Here is a 17,274-nt window from a genome sequence, read left to right as displayed (position 1 = left end):
GAACGGCATTGCGTTGGGCGCGTTGGGCAGGGAAACTAGGCACAGCGATGCTCCACCGTTCCGCCCGCCGCCCGCAATTCTTCTACACGACCGCGCCCCTCCCCTGCCCCTATCTGGCGGGCCGGACGGAACGCAAGATCGTCACGGAGCTGACCGGGCCCGAGGCCGAGCCGCTGCATGACCGGCTCTCCCGCGCCGGCTTCCGCCGCAGCCACAACATCGCCTACTCGCCGGTCTGCCCGGGCTGCCACGCCTGCATCCCGATCCGCATCGACGCCAGCCGCTTCCAGCCCGACCGCACCCAGCGCCGCATCGCCCGCAGCAATGCCGACCTGGTCGGGGAAACCGTGCCGGCCCGCGCCACTGCCGAGCAGTTCGCCCTGTTCCAGCGCTACCAGCGCGCCCGCCACCAGGATGGCGACATGGCGGCGATGGGCTTCTACGACTACCGCGCCATGGTCGAGGACACGCCGATCACCACCGGGCTGATCGAGTTCCGCGATGCCGGCGGCCGCCTCTTTGGTGCCTGCCTGACCGACTGGCTGAGCGATGGCCTCTCCGCCGTCTACTCCTTCTACGACCCCGAGGCGGAGAAACGCTCCCTCGGCACCCATGCGGTGCTCTGGCTGGTCGAGCGCGCCGTCACCCTCGGCCTGCCCTATGTCTATCTGGGCTATTGGGTGCCGCAGAGCCGCAAGATGGCCTACAAGGCCCGCTTCCGCCCCAGCGAGATCCTCACCGGCGGCCAGTGGCGCCCGCTGAATGTCGAGGCGCTGGTGCCCTGAAGGCGGGTGCAGGGGACCCTGTCCCCTGCTGGGGGCGAGGGGGCAAAGCCCCCTCAAGATGCCCTATTCGTACGGAAACCCGCCCAGCCACAGCGTCTCCGCGACGCTCGAAGCCCCCGTCGCCAGCAGCACCAGCCGGTCGAAGCCCAGCGCGATGCCGGCGGTGGCGGGCATGCCATGGCGCAGTGCCGCCAGGAAATCCTCATCCACCGGCCAGCCCTCGCCATAGAGCCGCTCGCGCTCGGCGACATCCTGGGCGAAGCGCGTGGCCTGCTCGGCGGCATCCGTCAGCTCGTCGAAGGCATTGGCCAGCTCGATCCCGGCGACGAACAGCTCGAAGCGCAGCGCCGCGCGCGGATCGGCCGGGTCGCGCCGCGCCAGCGCCGCCTGGGGCGCCGGCCAATGCGTCAGGAAGGTCGCCCGATCCCGCCCGAGCCGCGGCTCCACCCGCTCCAGCAGCAGCCGGAAGAAAAGATCCTCCCAGTTCTCGCTCTCGCGCGGGGTGAAGCCGGCGGCGCGGGCGGCCTGGTGCAGCGCGGCCGTGCCGCCCTCGGTGGCCAGGATGTCGAGGCCGCCGCAGAACCGGAAGAAGGCGTCGGCGACGGTCAGGCGTTCGAAGGGCCGGGTCAGGTCGGTCTCCACCCCGTCCCAGCGCACGCGTGGCGGCAGCAGGGCGCGCAGATAGGCCTCGGTCTCCGCCATCAGCGAGTCCAGATCGGCGCCGGGGCGGTACCATTCCAGCATGGTGAATTCGGGGGCGTGGCGCGGGCTGACCTCGCCATTGCGCCAGACGCGGGCCAGCTCGAAGACCGGCCCGGCGCCGCCGGCCAGCAGCCGCTTGATCGACAGCTCCGGCGAGGTGCGCAGCCAGAGCGGGAAGCCGCCATCGCCCAGCATCGGCCGGAACTCGCTGCGGAAGGCGGCCAGATGCACCTCCATGCCCGGCGCCGGCACCAGGCAGGGTGTCTCCACCTCGGTATAGCCGCGCGCGCCGAAGAAGCGGCGGGTCTCGGCCATCAGCCGGGCGCGGGCGCGCAGATGCGGCAGCCGCGCCGCCAGCCGGGCGGGATGCCAGGGCGGCAGGGCGTCTTCGCCACCGGTCTGGGTGCCATGCGGGGATGGATCGGGCATTGCGGCGCGGGGCTCTCCGGGCGTAAGCGCGCGACCATGCCCGACGGAACGCCCCGCTTGAAGCCCCGCACCCTGCGCGACGCCGCCGCGCTGGTCGAGGCCGGGCTGGCGCCCGCTTCCGATCTGCCGGCGCTGCAGGCGCTGCAGCAGGTCTATGCCATCGCCCTGACCCCTTCGGTGCAGGCGCTGATCGACCGCGCCGACCCGGCCGACCCGATCGCCCGGCAATATGTCCCCGACCCGGCCGAGCTGGTGACGCTGGCGCGCGAGCGCAGCGACCCGACCAGCGACGCCCCCTTCACGCCGGTGAAGGGCGTGGTGCACCGCTACCCCGACCGGGCGCTGCTGAAGCCGCTGCTGGCCTGCCCGGTCTATTGCCGCTTCTGCTTCCGGCGCGAGGTGGTGGGCCCCGATGGCGGGCTGCTCTCCGAGCCGGAGCTGGAGGCGGCGCTGGACTGGTTCGCCGCCACCCCCACGGTGCGCGAGGCGATCCTGACCGGCGGCGACCCGCTGATGCTCTCGCCGCGGCGGCTGGAGCGCATCCTGGCGCGGCTCTCTTCCATTCCGCATCTCGACATCATCCGGCTGCATTCCCGCGTGCCGGTCTCGGCGCCGGAGCGGATCACGCCGGCGCTGGCGGACATGCTGGCCGCCACCCAGAAGGCGCTGTTCCTCTGCGTGCATGCCAATCACGCCCGCGAATTCTCAGGCGAGGCGCGCGCGGCGCTGACCCGGCTGCGCCGCGCGGGCGTCGCGCTGCTCGGCCAGTCGGTGCTGCTGCGCGGGGTGAATGACAGCGCGGACGCCCTGGCCGCCCTGTTCCGCGCCATGCTGGCGGCGCAGGTGAAGCCCTATTACCTGCATCAGCTGGACCGCGCCCCCGGCACCGCCCGCTTCGAGGTGCCGATCGAGGAGGGCCGCGCCATCCTGCGCGCGCTGCGCGGCCAGCTCACCGGCCTGGCCTGGCCGGCCTATGTGCTGGACCTGCCCGGCGGCGCCGGCAAGGCGCCGCTGGGGCCGGATTTCGCCAGGGCCGAGGGCCGCGACTGGCTGGTGGAAGGCCCGCTGGACGGGGTGGCGCAGCGCCACCCCGGCTGAGGCGGCTCAGGCGGCGGCGGCCGGCTTGCGCGGCGCGTAGGGCGGCACATGCTCGGCCAGGATCTGCCGCCAGCAGCGGAAGGTCTCGCCCTTGGCGGCATGGTGTTCATGCGGGTGGCCGGGGAAGAAGGGCGCGGCCAGCTTCCCGTCGGCTTCCAGCATCATGCGGTCGATGCGGAGCAGCCGCAGCTTGGGGTGGCGCGGCAGCCCCGCCTCCAGCAGGTCGTTGAAGCGCAGCGTGCGCGCGAGCCGCGCGGCGTGCGACAGGTCGAGATGCCGGCCCGCCTCGCGCACCCGCGCCTCGGGCACCCCGGTATGGGCGGCGATGACGGCCGGGATGACCTCGTCGCGCAGCGGGCAGAGCTGCGGCGCCAGCACGCCCAGCACCTCGATCTCCCCGGCCTCGGCATCCTCGTTCAGGATGTGCTGCAGGAAGGCGCTGTAGATGGTGACGCGGCTGCCGAAGAAATCCGCCTCGTCGATCCGCATCTCCTGGCAGAAATTGCGGTAGTAGGTGAAGTCGAGATCGGCATTGCCCAGCATCAGGAACAGCGCCTTCTTCTGCGGCGCGCGGGCGATGTGGCGGATCAGCCGGCCATGGCCGATGCCGGAATTCTTCTGCATCAGCCCCTTGATGGTGGCGCCGGAGAAGGCGGTGACCGAGAAGGTGCCGGGAAAATCGCGGTAGAACTGGCGCACGCTGGAAGAGCCGCAGAAGGCGAACAGCATCGTCGGGACCCGTGATGGAAGCCCGGCCAGATTTTCCGATGCGCGGTGAAATGGCGCATCACAGCTGCGTCATTCCGTGGCGGGCGCCGGCGCCGGCCGCCCCCCTGGCCAGGGCGGCGCGCTGGTGTAGGCTGGCCGCATGGCCCTCGCCCTTTCCATCCTCGACCAGTCCACCATCGCCAGCGGACGCGGCGCCGATGCGGCGATCCGCGAGACCCTGGCGCTGGCCCGGCTGGCCGACCGGCTGGGCTATGCCCGCTACTGGCTGGCCGAGCACCACAACAGCCAGAGCCATGCCGGCAGCGCGCCGGAGATCCTGATCGCCGCCATCGCCGCCACCACCAGCCGCATCCGCGTGGGCTCGGCCGGGGTGATGCTGCCGCACTACGCGCCCCTGAAGGTGGCGGAGCAGTTCCGCGTGCTGGAGGCGATCGCGCCCGGGCGGATCGATCTCGGCCTCGGCCGCGCGCCGGGCAGCGACGGGCGCACCGCCTATGCGCTGAACCCCGCCGCCGCCCGCATGGCGGAGGACCGCTTCCCCGCCCAGGTGCAGGAGCTGCTGGGCTGGCTGGGCGACGGGCTGCCGGTGGACCACCCCTTCGCCGCCATCCGCGCCCAGCCCGAGGTGCCGACGCGGCCCGAGCCCTGGCTGCTCGGCAGCTCGGATTACGGCGCGCAGCTCGCCGGCTGGCTCGGCCTGCCTTATTGCTTCGCGCATTTCATCACCGATGGCGCCGGCGCCGAGGAGGCGATCGCCACCTACCAGGCGCGCTTCCGCGCCGAGGCCGGCAGGCTTCCCGCCCCGCATGCGGCGCTGGCCGTCTTCGCCCTCTGCGCGCCGACCGAGGCCGAGGCGGCGCGGCTCTTCTCCTCCCGCGCCGTCTGGCGCCTCTCCCGCGACCGCGGCATCTACCCGCCGCTGCCGAGCCCGGAGGAGGCCGCGGCCTACCCCGCCAGCGAGGCCGAGCGGGCGCGGCTGGAGCGCATGCGGCAGGCCGCGCTGATCGGCACGCCGGAGCAGGTGGCGGAGAAGCTCACCGCGCTGGCCGGCCGGCTCGGCGTGCAGGAGCTGGCGGTGCTGACGCCGGTGCACGAGCCGGAAGCGCGCCGGCAATCGGTGACGCTGCTGGCCGCGGCCTTCGGCCTCGACGGCCAGCGCGACGCGGCGTGACGCGCGCTCCGTCCCCCCGCCGGCGCGGGGCCGCCCTGCCCGTGCTTTCCTTGACATCCAGGGCCGCGCCGGGCTCTACCCCACCACCGGGTCGCGGCGACTGGCGCGGCGAACCGCAGCGGAGCCACGCGCAAAACTCCCGATGAGCAAGAAATCCGGCGGCTGGGCCGAAAGCATCAAGACCATCCTGTATGCCGGGCTGATCGCCGTCGGCGTGCGCACCGTGGCCTTCGAGCCCTTCAACATCCCCTCCGGCAGCATGATCCCGACGCTGCTGGTGGGCGATTACCTGTTCGTGTCGAAATACGCCTATGGCTATTCGCGGCACTCCATGCCCTTCAGCCCGAACCTGTTCGACGGGCGGATCTTCGGCTCGCTGCCGGCGCGCGGCGATGTCGCCGTGTTCAAGTATCCGCGCGACAACAGCACCGACTACATCAAGCGCATCATCGGCCTGCCCGGCGACCGCGTGCAGATGCGCGCCGGCCGGCTGTTCCTGAACGGCCAGGAGGTGCAGCGCGAGAGCCTCGGCCTCTACACGGTCGAGGGCGACGGGCCGCGCATGACGGTGCGCCGCTATCGCGAGACGCTGCCCGCCAGCACCGGGAACCAGGTGGTGCGGCACGAGATCCTGGAGGCCTCGGATGACGGCCCCTATGACAACACCCAGGAATTCGTCGTGCCCCAGGGCCATGTCTTCGCCATGGGCGACAATCGCGACAACAGCCTCGACAGCCGCGAGATGAACGCGGTGGGCTTCGTGCCGGTGGAGAACCTGGTCGGCCGCGCCGAATTCCTGTTCTTCAGCAAGGATGACAGCTCGCCCTGGTGGGCGGTGTGGGACTGGCCCTTCTCGATCCGCTGGGGCCGCCTGTTCTCGGCGGTGCGGTGAGGGGTTTCGGGGCATGAGCAAACCCGGTCCCGCCGCGCCAGCCGGGGCTGGCTTCCTGTCCCGCCTCGGCCATCACTTCGGCAACCCCGCCCTGCTGGAGCAGGCGCTGACGCATCGCTCCGCCGCCAACCCCCGGCGCGACATGCTCGATTCCAACGAGCGGCTGGAATTCCTGGGCGACCGCGTGCTGGCGCTGGTGATGGCCGAATGGCTGTCCGAGCGCTTCCCCTCCGAGCGCGAGGGGGCGCTGGGCAAGCGGCTCTCCGTCCTCGTCGCCGCCGAGACCCTGGCCAAGGTGGGCGAGGCGATCGGCCTGCCGGCCATGCTGCGCGTCCCCCCGGCCGAGGGCCGCACCGGCCTGCGCAGCCGCGCCACCGTCATCGCCGACGCGACCGAGGCGCTGATCGGCGCGCTCTATCTCGATGCCGGGCTCGAGGTGCCGCGCCGCTTCATCCGCCGCGAATGGGCGGAGTTCGTCGCCGCCGACCCGACGCCGCCCATGTCCGCCAAGAGCCGGCTGCAGGAGCACACGCTGGGCCGCGCCGAGGGGCTGCCGGAATACCGGCAGGTCTCGGTCACCGGCCCGTCGCACCAGCCCGTCTTCGTCGTCGCCGTGCGCGCCGGCGGGCGCGAGGCCGAGGGCCAGGGCGAATCCAAACGCGCCGCCGAGCAGGCGGCCGCCGAGGCCTGGCTGGCCGGGCTCGGCGACACCAAGTGAACTGATGAGATGAGTGACGAGACCCCTCCCCCCCCTGGCCAGCCCGCGCCGACCCCGGAACAGGACGCGTCCCTGGGCCCGACCCGCTGCGGCCTGGTGGCCGTGGTGGGCGCGCCCAATGCCGGCAAATCCACCCTGGTGAACCGGCTGGCCGGCGCCAAGGTCAGCATCGTCTCGCCCAAGCCGCAGACCACCCGCTTCCGCATCCGCGCCGTGGTGATGCAGGAGCGGACGCAGATCGTGCTGACCGACACGCCGGGCATCTTCTCGCCCCGCCGGCGGCTGGACCGCGCCATGGTCGCCGCCGCCTGGGAGGGCGCGCAGGATGCCGATCTCGCCCTGCTGATCGTTGATTCCCGCGCCGGCATGACCGAGGCGGTGGAATCCATCATCTCGGTGCTGAAGCGCTCGCGCGTGCCGATCTGGCTGGTGCTGAACAAGTCGGACCTGATCGACACCAAGAAGCTGCTGCCGCTGACCGCCAGCCTGAACGAGCAATTGTCCTTCGAGGAGACCTTCATGATCTCCGCCGAGAAGGGCGACGGGCTGGAGCGCATGATGACGGCGCTGGGCAAGCGCCTGCCGGAAGGCCCCTGGCTGTTCCCGGAGGATGAGCTTTCCGACCTGCCGGACCGCATGCTGGCGGCCGAGATCGTGCGCGAGCAGATCCTGCGCCAGACCCACCAGGAGGTGCCGCACCACACCACGGTGGAGACCGAGCAGTGGCAGGAGCGGCGCGACGGCTCGGTGCGCATCGACTGCACCATCTATGTCGGCCGCGCCACGCAGAAGGCGATCCTGATCGGCGATGGCGGCGCCAAGGTGCGCGCCATCGGCCAGCGCGCCCGCATGGAGCTGGAGAATCTGCTGGAGCGCCGCGTCCACCTGTTCCTGAACGTCAAGGAACGCCAGGGCTGGGATGAGGAGCGCGCCCGGCTGCGCGCCATCGGCCTGGATGATGCCGGCTGAGGTTTCCCCCCTGATGGCGGGTGCAGGGGACCCTGTCCCCTGCCGGGGGAGTTTGAGGGGGCAGAGCCCCCTCAATCCCGGCTGATGGAATGGCAGGCCCCCGCCATCGTGCTGGAGGCCCGCCCGCATGGCGAGGGCGCGGCGGTGGTCTCCGTCCTCACCGAGGAACACGGCCGGCATGCCGGGCTGGTGCATGGCGGCGCCTCCCGCGCGCAATCCGGGCTGTGGCAGCCGGGCAATCTGGTCGAGGTGCGCTGGCGCGGCAGGCTGGCCGAGCAGCTCGGCAGCCTTTCCGGCGAGATGGTGCACCCGACCGCCGCCCTGGCGCTGGATGAGCCGCTGACCCTGGCGCTGCTGCAATCGGCCTGCGCGCTGGCCGCCGACGCGCTGCCGGAGCGCGAGGCGCAGCCGCGCCTGTTCTCCGGCCTGCTGGCGCTGATGGCGCAGCTCGGCCGCGGCGCCCCGGCCCTGCTCGCCGACTATGTCCGCTGGGAGGCGCTGCTGCTGGAGGGCCTCGGCTATGGCCTCGATCTTTCCGTCTGCGCCGTCACCGGCGCGACCGAGGAGCTGACCCATGTCTCGCCGCGCAGCGGCCGCGCCGTCTCGGCGGAGGCCGCGGCACCCTATCGGGACCGGCTGCTGCCGCTGCCGCTGTTCCTGCTGGGCGGCCAGGATGAGCGCGACGCGGCGGAATGGCTGAAGGGGCTGCGCCTGACGGGTCATTTCCTGGAGCGCGATGCCTTCGGCGCCCGCAACCGCCCCTTGCCGCCGGCGCGGGAACGGCTGGTGTCGCGCATCGCCACGCTGCTGCCGGCGGAACCGAGGCCCGATGCTGCCCCCTGACCCGACCCATATCCTGCCCGACCTGCTGGAGCCCGGGCTGCGGCTGGTCTTCTGCGGCTCCGCCCCCAGCAAGCGGGCGGCCGCGGTCGGCGCCTATTACGCGCATCCGGGCAACAAGTTCTGGCGCATCCTGGCCAGCGCCGGGCTGACCGAGCGGCAATTGCAGCCCAGCGAGTTCCGCACGCTGCTGCGCTACCGGATCGGCCTTACCGACATGGCCAAGCACAGCTTCGGCAATGATTCCGAACTGCCGCCGGGCGCCTATGATCCGGTGGGGTTCGAGGCGCGGATCCGCGCGGTCCGGCCGAGGGCGGTCGCCTTCACCGCAAAGGCGCCGGCGGCGGCCTTCCTCCGGACCCGCACCGCCAGCCTGTCCTACGGGCCGCATCCCGGCCCGCCGGGCTTCCCGGAGATCTGGATCCTGCCCTCGACCTCCGGCCTGGCGACCAGCTTCTGGGATGAGCGGCCCTGGCACGCCCTGGGTGCCTGGTTCCGCGCCGAGCCCCCGCCGCCGCAGCCCCTCGAAGGCCCCGCATGAGCGATCAGCCCACCCCCGATTTCCGCGAGCTGGCGATCCGCTGGTTCGGCCAGGATTCCGACCTCTCGGAAGCCGAGCACCGCGCGCTCTGCCGGGCGCTGGAGCGCAAGCCGCTCAGCCAGGACACCAACGAGGCCTTCGCCGAGAAGCTGAGCTTCGGCGACCGCATCGCCGACCGGGTGGCGAGCTTCGGCGGCTCTTGGAGCTTCATCCTGCTCTGCATCGCGCTGCTGCTGTTGTGGACGGGCGCCAATGCCTGGCTGCTGAGCCGGCCCTTCGACCCCTACCCCTTCGTCTTCCTGAACCTGCTGCTGTCGATGATCGCGGCGCTGCAGGCGCCGATCATCATGATGAGCCAGAACCGCCAGGCGGCGAAGGACCGGCTGGTGGCGGCGCATGATTACGAGGTCAACCTGAAGGCCGAGATCGAGATCATGGCGCTGCATGAGAAGCTGGACCGGCTGCGCGCCGAGCAGATGGGCGCGCTGCTGGCCCAGCAGCAGAAGCAGATCGAGCTGCTGACCAGCCTGCTGGAGCAGGCAAGGCGCGGCTGAGGGCGCCGCGAGCGCGGCCCGCCCCCGCCCGGCCTCAGACCAGCTTGAACGCCGCCAGCCCGGTGTAGATCCCGAGCAGCACGATGGCGATGCTGCTGACCACCAGCAGCGCGTTGAACAGCCCGCCGCCATAGAGGCGCGGATCGGTCTCGGTCCGGCGCAGGTGCCAGACGGCGACCACCACGGCCAGCAGGAAGATGCCGGTGGCGACGCCGCCGATCTGCACCATCACCACCGGCGAGCGGACGAAGAGATAGGCCAGCCCCCAGACCAGCGGCAGGCCGATGGTGAAGAGGCGGATCCAGCGCAGCCGCGCCGCGGTGTCGTGCCAGTCCAGCACCTTCAGCTCGGCCAGCAGGTTGACATACATGCGCGACCAGCTCGGCACCGCGGCCCAGAGGGTGGAGCCCAGCACCACCACCGCGCCCACCAGGAACAGCAGCCCGGCCCATTCGCCCAGCGTGTCGGTGTACATGCGCGACAGCGCCGTGATCATCTCATTGCCCTGCGGCACCACGCCCTGCGGGTGCAGCACGGCGGCGCCCATGATGAAGAAGGCGATGGTGCCGAAGGTGTAGATCACCCAGGACAGGAAGGCGTCCTTGTACATAACGCGGATCCAGCCGCGGGCGCGGCGCTGCCAGGCCTCGCTGCCGTCATTCGGGCCGACATGGCGGGCATAGCCCTTCTCGATGCACCAGTAGGTGTAGAAGGTTAGCTCATCGGCGCCGACGCCGGTGATGCCGAACATGGCGATGGCGGCGCCGATGGCGCCCGCCGGGATCGCCAGCGACAACCCGCTGCCGATATCCTGCATCGAATAGGCGTAAGGGGTGAAGGGCAGGCCGAGAGCGATGCCGATGGTGATGAAGGAGAACACCACCACCAGGATGCCGGCGCCGCGCTCGATGCGGCTGTATTTGTTGCTGTAGAGCAGCGCGATCGAGCCGAAGGTGACGATCGCCGTCCAGATGGTGAGCGAGGTGCCGCCGAGCGGCGCGCCGCCGATCGGCAGCAGGATGCTCATGGCCAGCGCCGTGCCGCCCACCACGCCGCCCATCTGCAGCACCTTGGACAGCGCCATCAGCGCCCAGAGCCAGTTGATCCAGCCCAGCCCGCCGAGGCGGGGGCCCACCTTGTTGTAGCCGGTCAGCGCCGGCTGGCCGGTGGAGATGCACCAGCGCGCCAGCTCCACCTGCACCGCGACCTTCACGAAGGTGCTGAAGATGACCATCCACAGCAGCGCGAAACCCACCGTGGCGCCGAGGGTGGTGGTGACGATCAGCTCGCCGGAACCCACGATGGAGGCGCTGAGGATCAGCCCCGGGCCGAGATGCCGCAGCGAGTGCCGCCAGCCTTCCGGCGGCTCCAGGATGCCGTCCTGCGTCAGGCGATAGGGATCCTCCGGCGCCGCCACCTCCCGGTGCGCGACGGCCTCAGTATAGGCGCTCATTCCTGTCCATACTCCCGGTTGCCGCTGGTTTTTGAGGTTTGCGGCGGTTGTCCGACGACTATGGCCAGAGCCCGCGGGGGGCGTCACCCCGCCCCGGGCCGGGCTGGCGGTCTCGTGATGCGGTTGCGGCGCGGGTTTGTTCGCTTTATGTTCACGACATCGGCGCCATCCGGGGCCGGCGCGGCGGTCGCGGCCTTATCCTTCCCCTGGCGCCGCGGCCCGCGCTGCGCTAGCCCGCCCCTGATCCGCGCCAAGCGACTGCCTGGAGGTCCGCCATGCCCGACGATCTGACGACGCTGCCCGAAGGCGGGGAAGTGAGGCCGACGCATCTGGCCGACGCCCTGTCCGAGCGCTACCTGGCCTATGCCATGTCCACCATCACGGCGCGCTCCCTGCCGGATGTGCGGGACGGGCTGAAGCCGGTGCATCGCCGGCTGCTCTGGGCCATGCACCAGCTGCGGCTGGACCCGGCGGCGGGCTTCAAGAAATGCGCCCGCATCGTGGGCGACGTGATGGGCAAGTATCACCCGCATGGCGACGCGGCGATCTACGACGCCATGGTGCGGCTCGCCCAGGAATTCGCCGCGCGCTACCCGCTGGTCGAGGGCCAGGGCAATTTCGGCAATATCGACGGCGATAACGCCGCGGCCATGCGCTACACCGAGGCGCGGCTGACCGAGATCGCCAAGGCGATGCTGGAAGGCATCGAGGAGAACGCGGTCGATTTCCGCGCCACCTATGATGGCGAGGAGCAGGAGCCGATCGTGCTGCCCGCCGCCTTCCCCAACCTGCTGGCCAATGGCGCGGCCGGCATCGCGGTGGGCATGGCGACCTCGATCCCGCCGCACAATGCGGGCGAGCTGTGTGCCGCCGCTTTGGCGCTGATCGACAACCCCAAGGCCGAGCTGGACGCGTTGCTGGCAGTGATGCCGGGGCCGGATTTCCCGACCGGCGGCGTGCTGGTGGAGAGCCCCGAGGCGATCCGCGAGGCCTATGCCACCGGCCGCGGCGGCTTCCGCATCCGCGCCCGCTGGGCCGAGGAGAAGCTGAAGAACGGCACCTGGCAGATCATCGTCACCGAGATCCCCTACCAGGTCGCCAAATCTCGCCTGATCGAGCAGATCGCGCAGCTGATGGAGGAGAAGAAGCTCCCCCTGCTGGCCGATGTGCGCGACGAGAGCACCGATGTGGTGCGCATCGTGCTGGAGCCGAAGAGCCGCACGGTGGAGCCCGCCGTGCTGATGGAGACGCTGTTCCGCGCCACCGCGCTGGAGGCCCGCTTCCCGCTCAACATGAACGTGCTGGACGCGACACGCACCCCGCGCGTCATGGGGCTGCGCGAGGTGCTGCGCGCCTGGCTGGACCACCGGCATGAGGTGCTGGTCCGCCGCAGCGAGCATCGCCTGGCCGCCATCGCAAGGCGCCTCGAGATCCTCGAGGGTTACCTCATCGTCTATCTCAACCTCGATGAGGTGATCCGCATCATCCGCGAGGAGGACCACCCGAAGCCGGCGCTGATGGCGCGCTTCGATCTGACCGAGACGCAGGCGGAAGCCATCCTCAACATGCGGCTGCGCAGCCTGCGCAAGCTGGAGGAGATGGAGATCCGCAAGGAGCACAAGAAGCTCAGCGCGGAACAGAAATCCCTGCAGGCGCTGCTCGGCAGCGAGGGCAAGCGCTGGAAGCGCATCGCCGAGGAGATCGCCGCCACCCGCGCCCGTTTCGGCGAGGAGACCGAGATCGGCCGCCGCCGCAGCACGCTGGATGCCGCCCCCGCCGCCGTGGTGATCGATGAGCGCGCCTTCGTCGAGCGCGAGATGATCACCGTCATCCTCTCCGAGAAGGGCTGGATCCGCGCGGTGAAGGGCCACCTGCCGCCGGAGACCGAGCACAAGTTCAAGGAAGGCGACCGGCTGCGCGCCGCGCTGCATGCCGAGACCACCGACCGCATCTGCCTCTTCGCCACCAATGGCAAATGCTTCACGCTGAAGGCCGACACCATTCCGCGCGGCCGTGGCGATGGCCAGCCGGTGCGGCTGATGGTCGACCTGACCAATGAGGATGAGGTGGTCAGCCTGTTCGTCTGGCGGGCGGAGAAGAAGTTCCTCGTCGCGGCCAGCGACGGGCGCGGCTTCGTCGTGAAGTCCGAGGATCTGACGGCGGAGAAGCGCACCGGCAAGCAGGTGCTGCTGGTGGACAGCCCGGTGGAGGCCGCGCGGCTGATCCCGGCCGAGGGCGACACCGTCGCCATCATCGGCGAGAACCGCAAGCTGCTGGTCTTCCCGCTGGAGCAGGTGCCCGAGATGGTGCGCGGCCGCGGCGTGACGCTGCAGGGCTACAAGGATGGCGGCATGGCCGATGTGAAGGTGTTCAGCGCGCGCGAGGGCCTGACCTGGAAGATCGGCGACCGGGTGCGGCTGGAGACGGACCTGACCACCTGGCGCGGCAACCGCGCCGGCGCGGGCAAGCAGCCGCCGAACGGGTTCCCGCGGGCGAACAGGTTCGGGGAGTAGAAGTCCCCGTTCTTTTTTAGGAAAAAAGAACCAAAAAACTTTTATCCGTTGGCGTCCCGCCTCAGGCCATAGGCGGGACGCCAAATTGAAAGAAGTCTTTTTGCTTCTTTTTCTTCAGAAAAAGAAGATTCTTAAATGATCTTCTTCATATACCGGGCGTCCTCCCCATAGCTCGCCAGCTTCTCCGCCAGCGCTGGCGCCTCCACCACCGCGAAGCCGTGCCGCTGCCAGAAGGGCACCGAGCCATGCACGGCGACCAGCGCCATTTCCGGCAGGCCCCGGGCGGCCTGGTCCAGCAGCGGCATCAGCCGCGCCGCCGCGCCCAGGCCGCGCGCCTCCGGCCGCAGCGCCACATCGTGGATGTAGTAGCAGCCGGGCTGCCCGGGCAGCGCGCCGAGCGGCTCGTTCAGCGGCGGCGGGCGCATGGCGTGCCAGGGGTGGGTGAGCGCATAGCCCAGCGCCCTGCCCTCCCCTTCCAGCAGCCAGGCGCCGGCGGGGAACAGGCGCTGGCGCTCGGCCAGCACGGCGGCGTCCTCGGGGAAGTCGGCATGCACGCGGTCGGCGATGGCCATCACCGCCGGAAGGTCTTCCGGCGTCATCGGGCGCCACTCGGCCCTCATGCCAGGGATGCCTCCAGCGCCCGGCGGAACTCGGCGCTGTCGGGCACCACGCGGCTCGGGAACCAGTGGGCCAGGGCGGCCGTCGCGGCCGACCAGGTACTTGAAGAAGTTCCAGCGCGGCTCGCTGCCCTGCGTCGCGGCCCAGGCGAAGAAGGGATGCGCCTGTGGCCCCTTCACATGGGCCGGCATGGCCAGCGGGAAGGCCACGCCGAAGGTCGCCTCGCAGAAATCCTTGATGCTGGTGCTGTCCGACTGCTCCTGGTTGAAGTCGTTGGACGGCACGCCCAGCACCAGCAGCCCGCGCGGCCCGTACTGCTCGTGCAGCGCCTGGAGGCCGGCGAATTGCGGGGCGAAGCCGCAGAAGCTGGCAGTGTTGACCACCAGCACCGGCTTGCCGCGCCATTCGCCCAGGTCGATGACGCCGCCCTCGATGCTGTCGAAGCGGAAGGCGTGGCCGCCGGCATCGGCGGCGCGGGCCAGGCCGGGGGCTGCCAGCAGCAGCGGCGCCGCGCCGAGCAGGGCCCGGCGGGAGAGTTCAGCCATAGCGTTCCTCCATCCACGGGTCGCCCCGGTCATGATAGCCGCGCACCTCCCAGAAGCCGGGGCGGTTCTCGGCCAGGAAGGTGATGCGCTTCACCCATTTGGTGCTCTTCCAGAAATACAGATGTGGCACCACGACGCGCAGCGGGCCGCCATGCTGGCGGGTCAGGCGCTCACCATCCCAGCTGTGGGCCAGCAGGTTCTCGGGCCGCGCGAAATCCTCCAGCGTCAGATTGGTGGTGTAGCCGTCATAGGCTTCGAAGCTGACGAATTTCGCCTCAGGCCGCGGCCGCGCCAGCTCGAGCAGCGTGGTCACGGCGACACCGTTCCAGCTGTTGGAATAGCGCGACCATTGGGTGACGCAGTGGATGTCGTTGACGCGATCCTCCTGCGGCAGGGCGGTGAGGCCGGCCCAGTCCAACGTCACCGGATTCTCCACCAGCCCGTCCAGCACCAGGCGGAAGCTGCCTTCCGGCACGTTGGGCTGGATGCCGAGGTCGAGCACCGGGAAATCATGCACCCGGCGCTGGCCGGGGGGCAGGCGCTGCTCCTCGGGCCTTGCGTGCTGGCCGGTCAGCAGGCGGCCGGCGCGGGCCCAGGCCTGCTTGGTCTCGACCAGCTTCTGGCGGATGCCGCCGCCTTCCTTGCCATCCTCGTCCTGCATCGGCTCTTTCCTTCCGCCTGCCCATAGGTGACGCGCGCGCCGCAGGATGCAAGCCTGGGCCATCCGAGCGGAGGAGTCTTGTCCCATGCGCACCACCCTGCTGCCCCTGCTCCCGCTGCTGGCCGCGCTGGCCGGGCCGGTCGCCGCGCAGGACCTGACCTCCGCCCCCGATGCGGCGCGCCGCCCCACCGAGCCGGTGCGCGGCCAGCGGCAGATGGTGGCGGTGGCGCATCCGCTGGCGGCCGAGGCGGCGCGCGACACGCTGCGCCGCGGCGGTTCGGCGGTGGATGCGGCGATCGCCGCCCAGGCGGTGCTGACGCTGGTGGAGCCGCAATCCTCCGGCATCGGCGGCGGCGCGCTGCTGCTGCACTGGAACAGGGCGCAGAACCGGCTCGCCGCCTGGGATGGCCGGGAGACGGCGCCGGACGCCGCCACCCCTTCCCTGTTCCTGCGCCCCGATGGCACGCCGCTCTCCTTCTATGAGGCGGTGCTGTCCGGCCGCAGCGTCGGCGTGCCCGGCGTCATGCCGATGCTGGAGGAAGCCCACCGCGCCGAGGGCCGCCTGCCCTGGGCTAGCCTGTTCGAGGCCGCCATCCGCCTGGCCGAGGAGGGTTTCCCGATCTCTCCCCGCCTGGCCAGCACCATCGCCACGGATGTGGAGCGGCTGCGGCGCGACCCGGCGGCGGCCGCCTATTTCCTGACGCCGGAGGGCCAGCCCCTGCCCGCCGGCCATGTGCTGAAGAACCCGGCCCTGGCGCAGACGCTGCGCGCTTTGGCGGCGGAGGGCGCGGCGGCGCTGCAGCGCGGCCCGATCGCCGCCGAGATCGTGGCGGCCGTCGCCCGCCATGGCGGCCAGGGCAATGGCATGACCGAAGCCGACCTGGCGAATTACCGCCCGCGCCAGCGCGAGGCGGTCTGCACCCCCTATCGCGAGTACCGGGTCTGCGGCTTCCCGCCGCCTTCCTCGGGCGGGGTGGCGGTGGGGCAGATCCTTGGCGTGCTGGCGCATTTCCCGATGCCCGCGCTCGACCCGCGCGGGCCGGAGGCGGCGCATCTGCTGGCCGAGGCCGGGCGCCTCGCCTTCGCCGACCGCAACCTCTACCTGGCGGATGCCGACAAGACGCCGGTGCCGCTGCGCGGCCTGCTCGACGCGGCCTATCTGCGGCAGCGCGCGCAGCTGGTGGACCGCGACCGCGCCAACCCGAACCCCCGCGCCGGCAACCCCGACTGGCGCCAGACCGGCCGCCTGGCGCCGATGCCGGAGCAGCCGGAGCACGGCACCAGCCACCTCTCCATCGTCGATGCCGCGGGCAATGCGCTCAGCATGACCACCACGGTGGAGGACGCTTTCGGCGCCAGGCTGATGGTGCGCGGCTTCGTGCTGAACAACGAGCTGACCGATTTCTCCTTCCGCCCGGAGGTCGATGGCCGCCCCGTCGCCAACCGGGTGGAGAGCGGCAAACGCCCGCGCTCCTCCATGGCGCCGACCCTGGTCTTCGATGCCGAGGGGCGTTTTTACGCCGCTGTCGGTTCCCCTGGCGGCGCGCGCATCATCGGCTATGTGGCGCAGACCCTGGTCGGGCTGCTCGACTGGAAGCTGGACCCGCAGGCCGCCGTGTCGCTGCGCCGCATCGGCACGCTGGGTGGCGCCGTGGAGCTGGAGGACGACACGCTGGCCGGCGAGCTGCAGGCGCGCGGCCACCGTGTGGAGGTGAAGCCCATGCCCTCCGGCCTGCAGGCCATCATGATGACGCCGCAGGGCCTGTTGGGCGGCGCCGACCCCCGCCGCGAGGGGATCGCGCTCGGGGATTGATTCTGTCGGCTGCCGGTCAGGGCCGAAAGGAGAGTCGCGGCACGGGGGGGCTGCCGCTTCGGCCCAGGGGCGTTGGTCCAGGGGCGTTGGCTGGCCATGGCGGGCCAGGGGTGGTGCCGTGCACCGGCCCGTGCTGCGGCTGCCCCCCCACATGCAAACGGGGCGGAACTTCCGTCCCGCCCCGCATCGCTTGCTGGAGCCCGCAGGCCCCATTGCCGCGCCCCGCCGCCCACCGGACGGCGG

At 71.3% G+C, this 17,274-nt stretch carries 15 protein-coding genes and 2 pseudogenes; 11 read left to right on the top strand and 6 right to left on the bottom strand.

From position 1 onward, the window contains the following. The first annotated feature begins 47 nt into the window (after positions 1-47). Complete coding sequence (locus QE401_RS06985; RefSeq protein ID WP_307137526.1) at positions 48-785, top strand: arginyltransferase; 738 nt, start codon at positions 48-50, stop codon at positions 783-785. Between the two features lie 63 nt (positions 786-848). On the opposite strand, the gene epmA is transcribed toward QE401_RS06985, so the two are convergent. Continuing rightward, positions 849-1,916, bottom strand: a complete 1,068-nt coding sequence (gene epmA / locus QE401_RS06980) for an EF-P lysine aminoacylase EpmA (RefSeq protein ID WP_307137525.1) — start codon at positions 1,914-1,916, stop codon at positions 849-851. A gap of 36 nt (positions 1,917-1,952) precedes the next feature. On the opposite strand from epmA, the gene QE401_RS06975 reads away from it, so the two are divergent. Continuing rightward, entirely contained in the window at positions 1,953-3,014 is a 1,062-nt protein-coding gene (locus tag QE401_RS06975; RefSeq protein ID WP_307137524.1) for a lysine-2,3-aminomutase-like protein, read from the top strand. A gap of 6 nt (positions 3,015-3,020) precedes the next feature. On the opposite strand, the gene QE401_RS06970 is transcribed toward QE401_RS06975, so the two are convergent. After that, the gene (locus QE401_RS06970) at positions 3,021-3,743 is read right to left on the bottom strand and encodes a hypothetical protein (RefSeq protein ID WP_307137523.1); all 723 of its coding nucleotides are present in this window, start codon (positions 3,741-3,743) and stop codon (positions 3,021-3,023) included. 139 nt (positions 3,744-3,882) lie between these two features. Here QE401_RS06970 and QE401_RS06965 point away from each other — a divergent pair, with 139 nt between their 5' ends. The 7 genes from QE401_RS06965 (at position 3,883) to QE401_RS06935 (ending at position 9,428) form a co-directional block, all read left to right on the top strand. Beyond that, a complete protein-coding gene (locus tag QE401_RS06965) occupies positions 3,883-4,914 on the top strand; it encodes an LLM class flavin-dependent oxidoreductase (protein ID WP_307137522.1) in 1,032 nt (343 codons plus the stop codon). A 142-nt stretch (positions 4,915-5,056) separates the two neighbouring features. After that, positions 5,057-5,806 carry a signal peptidase I gene (gene lepB / locus QE401_RS06960; protein WP_307137521.1) on the top strand — a complete coding sequence of 250 codons (750 nt, stop codon included), beginning with the start codon at positions 5,057-5,059 and terminating at the stop codon, positions 5,804-5,806. 13 nt (positions 5,807-5,819) lie between these two features. Beyond that, positions 5,820-6,524, top strand: coding sequence for a ribonuclease III (rnc, locus tag QE401_RS06955; RefSeq protein WP_307137520.1), 705 nt, complete (start codon positions 5,820-5,822; stop codon positions 6,522-6,524). Positions 6,525-6,533: 9 nt separating this feature from the next. Beyond that, complete coding sequence (gene era / locus QE401_RS06950) at positions 6,534-7,493, top strand: GTPase Era (protein WP_307137519.1); 960 nt, start codon at positions 6,534-6,536, stop codon at positions 7,491-7,493. An 84-nt stretch (positions 7,494-7,577) separates the two neighbouring features. Further along, positions 7,578-8,336 carry a DNA repair protein RecO gene (gene recO, locus QE401_RS06945; protein ID WP_307137518.1) on the top strand — a complete coding sequence of 253 codons (759 nt, stop codon included), beginning with the start codon at positions 7,578-7,580 and terminating at the stop codon, positions 8,334-8,336. After that, entirely contained in the window at positions 8,323-8,874 is a 552-nt protein-coding gene (locus QE401_RS06940; protein ID WP_307137517.1) for a mismatch-specific DNA-glycosylase, read from the top strand. Before recO ends, QE401_RS06940 begins: the two co-directional genes overlap by 14 nt. Then, complete coding sequence (locus QE401_RS06935; RefSeq protein ID WP_307137516.1) at positions 8,871-9,428, top strand: DUF1003 domain-containing protein; 558 nt, start codon at positions 8,871-8,873, stop codon at positions 9,426-9,428. Before QE401_RS06940 ends, QE401_RS06935 begins: the two co-directional genes overlap by 4 nt. 34 nt (positions 9,429-9,462) lie before the next feature. Here QE401_RS06935 and QE401_RS06930 read toward each other — a convergent pair whose 3' ends face one another. Continuing rightward, positions 9,463-10,881 carry an Nramp family divalent metal transporter gene (locus QE401_RS06930; protein ID WP_307137515.1) on the bottom strand — a complete coding sequence of 473 codons (1,419 nt, stop codon included), beginning with the start codon at positions 10,879-10,881 and terminating at the stop codon, positions 9,463-9,465. A 275-nt stretch (positions 10,882-11,156) separates the two neighbouring features. Between QE401_RS06930 and parC the strand changes: the two genes are divergently transcribed. Beyond that, positions 11,157-13,394: a DNA topoisomerase IV subunit A gene (gene parC, locus QE401_RS06925; RefSeq protein ID WP_307137514.1), complete on the top strand. Its 2,238-nt coding sequence runs from the start codon at positions 11,157-11,159 to the stop codon at positions 13,392-13,394. A 131-nt stretch (positions 13,395-13,525) separates the two neighbouring features. Here the strand turns inward: parC and QE401_RS23075 are convergent. The 3 genes and pseudogenes from QE401_RS23075 to QE401_RS06915 form a co-directional block, all read right to left on the bottom strand. Beyond that, positions 13,526-13,903: pseudogene (locus QE401_RS23075) on the bottom strand (GNAT family N-acetyltransferase); the annotation flags it as partial. Positions 13,904-14,010: 107 nt separating this feature from the next. Continuing rightward, positions 14,011-14,557 (bottom strand): annotated as a pseudogene (locus QE401_RS23070) (glutathione peroxidase). Beyond that, positions 14,550-15,218 (bottom strand): sulfite oxidase-like oxidoreductase, encoded by a 669-nt coding sequence (locus QE401_RS06915; protein WP_307137512.1) that lies wholly within the window; start codon positions 15,216-15,218, stop codon positions 14,550-14,552. The pseudogene QE401_RS23070 and the gene QE401_RS06915 overlap by 8 nt, the downstream one beginning before the upstream one ends. Before the next feature lie 85 nt (positions 15,219-15,303). Here QE401_RS06915 and ggt point away from each other — a divergent pair, with 85 nt between their 5' ends. After that, positions 15,304-17,031: a gamma-glutamyltransferase gene (gene ggt / locus QE401_RS06910; protein WP_307137511.1), complete on the top strand. Its 1,728-nt coding sequence runs from the start codon at positions 15,304-15,306 to the stop codon at positions 17,029-17,031. Positions 17,032-17,274: the final 243 nt, after the last annotated feature.

This window comes from Pseudoroseomonas cervicalis, from assembly GCF_030818485.1.
Taxonomy (GTDB): Bacteria; Pseudomonadota; Alphaproteobacteria; order Acetobacterales; family Acetobacteraceae; genus Pseudoroseomonas; species Pseudoroseomonas cervicalis_A.
Note: the sequence above shows the minus strand (reverse complement) of the source record. Positions and strands in the feature narration are given on the sequence as shown.

Bases quoted from the DNA above. Each gene is read 5' to 3' on its own strand.
- QE401_RS06965 (WP_307137522.1), top strand. From the start codon at position 3,883: ATGGCCCTCGCCCTTTCCATCCTCGACCAGTCCACCATCGCCAGCGGA.
- recO (WP_307137518.1), top strand. From the start codon at position 7,578: ATGGAATGGCAGGCCCCCGCCATCGTGCTGGAGGCCCGCCCGCATGGC.
- QE401_RS06935 (WP_307137516.1), top strand. From the start codon at position 8,871: ATGAGCGATCAGCCCACCCCCGATTTCCGCGAGCTGGCGATCCGCTGG.
- parC (WP_307137514.1), top strand. From the start codon at position 11,157: ATGCCCGACGATCTGACGACGCTGCCCGAAGGCGGGGAAGTGAGGCCG.
- epmA (WP_307137525.1), bottom strand. From the start codon at position 1,916: ATGCCCGATCCATCCCCGCATGGCACCCAGACCGGTGGCGAAGACGCC.
- QE401_RS06915 (WP_307137512.1), bottom strand. From the start codon at position 15,218: ATGCAGGACGAGGATGGCAAGGAAGGCGGCGGCATCCGCCAGAAGCTG.
- QE401_RS06985 (WP_307137526.1), top strand. From the start codon at position 48: ATGCTCCACCGTTCCGCCCGCCGCCCGCAATTCTTCTACACGACCGCG.
- lepB (WP_307137521.1), top strand. From the start codon at position 5,057: ATGAGCAAGAAATCCGGCGGCTGGGCCGAAAGCATCAAGACCATCCTG.
- QE401_RS06975 (WP_307137524.1), top strand. From the start codon at position 1,953: ATGCCCGACGGAACGCCCCGCTTGAAGCCCCGCACCCTGCGCGACGCC.
- era (WP_307137519.1), top strand. From the start codon at position 6,534: ATGAGTGACGAGACCCCTCCCCCCCCTGGCCAGCCCGCGCCGACCCCG.
- rnc (WP_307137520.1), top strand. From the start codon at position 5,820: ATGAGCAAACCCGGTCCCGCCGCGCCAGCCGGGGCTGGCTTCCTGTCC.
- ggt (WP_307137511.1), top strand. From the start codon at position 15,304: ATGCGCACCACCCTGCTGCCCCTGCTCCCGCTGCTGGCCGCGCTGGCC.
- QE401_RS06930 (WP_307137515.1), bottom strand. From the start codon at position 10,881: ATGAGCGCCTATACTGAGGCCGTCGCGCACCGGGAGGTGGCGGCGCCG.
- QE401_RS06970 (WP_307137523.1), bottom strand. From the start codon at position 3,743: ATGCTGTTCGCCTTCTGCGGCTCTTCCAGCGTGCGCCAGTTCTACCGC.
- QE401_RS06940 (WP_307137517.1), top strand. From the start codon at position 8,323: ATGCTGCCCCCTGACCCGACCCATATCCTGCCCGACCTGCTGGAGCCC.